Source organism: Vibrio sp. TRT 2004 (genome assembly GCF_050113735.1).
GTDB lineage: Bacteria > Pseudomonadota > Gammaproteobacteria > Enterobacterales > Vibrionaceae > Vibrio.
In genome coordinates this window covers 1-2,142 of the sequence record NZ_JBNJOH010000101.1, presented here as the reverse complement: position 1 = coordinate 2,142, position 2,142 = coordinate 1, and the positions used below count along the sequence as shown (strand labels likewise).

The following is a 2,142-nucleotide window of genomic DNA, read 5'->3' as shown; positions in this document are numbered from 1 at the left end:
CCGATTACACCTCAATTAAAGCGAGGGTTGAGGCATTAAACAATCAGCAAGAGACGGCACCTTGCCTTTACCCGTTTGTTGGGAATGACAATAACCATCAACGTGATGGTATACCGTTTCGACTGATGGATTACATCGAGCTAGTCGATTGGACAGCACGCCAATACCGAGAAGGGAAAGCGAGCTTAAGTGAAGAGACGCCAGCGATATTGCAAAGACTTAATATCAATCAAGTAAACTGGCTTGAGACTTGTACTCAGTTGGAGAGGCTACGCTGCACTACAGTAGGTTGTACCCAAAGCGCAATGATGGCCAAACAGCTGATGAAACGAAAGCGACTCAATTTACTTCGGTTGGATAGCTAAGCGATTAGCCAACCATTAAATCTCTAGTAAGAAACCCACACGAAACCAAAAATGTTTTTGGTGAATCACTCGTTACTCAAAAAAGCCTCAATAGACTCATTCACGCCAACAGTGGCTCACAGAACGCCACACTCTCGCCTAACTGGGCAAACTGATACCGATTTCACCGATAGATTATGGCTGGAGCATAAGTATCTTTTAATAGTGCCTGTCCTTTTACATTTTTTACATTTTTTACGCCAAAGGTTCCATTCATGCGGGTTGTCGATTTTTGTTGGCATTCTTTAGGTAATGGTGTGTGTCCCCTTAGCTTTACTCAAAAAAGCCTCAGGTAATGGTGTGTGTCCCCTTAGCTGCCCGCTTAGCTCTTTGTGTGTGTCCCCTTAGCTTCGATACAATAGTTGACAAATTGATGTCAAAAGTGGGTATAGAGTGCTGTGGTGATGACATGCGCAAAAACACCGTCATACGTTTATTAAAATATCGGGATAACAATACGTTATCTTAAGTCAAGATACTGTCATTAATTGGTGCAAATGTAAGAAATTGCCGATAAAACCCCCTTCCTGTCTGTTCCACTAATTGTGTAGAAACCATGAAACTATCCTTAAAACAAAAACTCATCGGCGCGAGTTTAATCGCCGTTGTGTTGATGTACTTATCGACCAGTTAATTAATGACGTCATCAACTTGGATGCCGGTAAAAACGCATACGCAATGTTGATTGATGCTCAAGATGGCACATTCTTAGCTCACCCTGACAAATCACTCTCTTTAAAGCCAACGAACACTCTTTCTAAACAACTAACTTTGCGTGAGATCGAAAAGCATGCCAATACAGGTTCAGTAGCAACATTTGGGTCGTGACTCAAATCGGTTGGATTACCAGTAGAATTCCCGTTCAATAAACGTCCCTATCACTTTGTCATGCATCTCTTCTGATTTTGAAAAGCCAATCGTTTTACGAACAAGGCGCTTCAATCTTGAACGTAATGTCAGATTGGTTCGCTCAATTCGCTGAGTGAACCTTTTACCTACTACATGTTTCTCTCTTGGTAGCTCTTTCGTGTAGACACTGAAGTCATCGGTGAAAAAGAAACTGATGTCGAATGGCTTTAGCAAAGCGAGTAGCGCTCGTAATGCATCCGTATTACGTTTACCAAATGCATGAGCAATGATGCGTTTATAACGTGGCTCCCATGCATACCAAAGCCATCGACGATTTTTCTTATTACCTACGAATGACCATTGCTCATCGACTTCACAAATCAGAGTTATGTTTGCTCTATCGAAAGGTATTGAGGTCACTTGTTTTGGCGAGAGTTTTTTAAAGTGCTCAATACCGTGTTGTACGCCACATTCAACACTCGTGCTGTTTCCCTAACGCCAGAGCTATTCATTGCCATATCGACAATTTTTTCTTTTACATTTGGCTTGCGGGCTTCGTAGACGTAATCGAGTTGAAAGCTCTTTCGACACTCCATACATCTGAAACGAGGAAAGCCAGAATGTCCCTTTCCATGTTTACGGACGGGCTCGGTTTTATGGCAGAAACGACATTGAACTTGAATAGTGGCCATGAGTGAAAAAACTCCAAGGATCAGGTCTCTATATTAACACACATCAACCTATTTGAGTCATAACCAAAGAATGGACTGAGCGTTGGGTACAAATATACGAATGGCTTCTATTGGTCAGTGCTAATTTCCTTTATTGTTGTAGGTAAAGTCTGAAATTTAGCCTAATTAATTATCGGGATACATACGGTAGGATATTA

Annotated in this window: 1 protein-coding gene and 2 pseudogenes; 2 read left to right on the top strand and 1 reads right to left on the bottom strand. The window is 41.6% G+C overall.

Going from position 1 to position 2,142, the window contains the following annotated elements; translation table 11 throughout:
- Positions 1 to 365 (top strand): annotated as a pseudogene (locus ACQEXR_RS19955) (transposase); the annotation flags it as partial.
- Positions 366 to 1,016: 651 nt separating this feature from the next.
- Positions 1,017 to 1,214 (top strand): annotated as a pseudogene (locus ACQEXR_RS19950) (methyl-accepting chemotaxis protein); the annotation flags it as partial.
- A 33-nt stretch (positions 1,215 to 1,247) separates the two neighbouring features.
- On the opposite strand, the gene ACQEXR_RS19945 reads toward ACQEXR_RS19950, so the two are convergent.
- Positions 1,248 to 1,945 (bottom strand): IS1 family transposase gene (locus ACQEXR_RS19945; RefSeq protein WP_427021012.1). Its coding sequence is split into 2 segments (ribosomal slippage): positions 1,248 to 1,696 and positions 1,696 to 1,945, totalling 699 coding nucleotides; the frame shifts between segments, so codons are not numbered across the junction.
- Between the last annotated feature and the right edge of the window lie 197 nt (positions 1,946 to 2,142).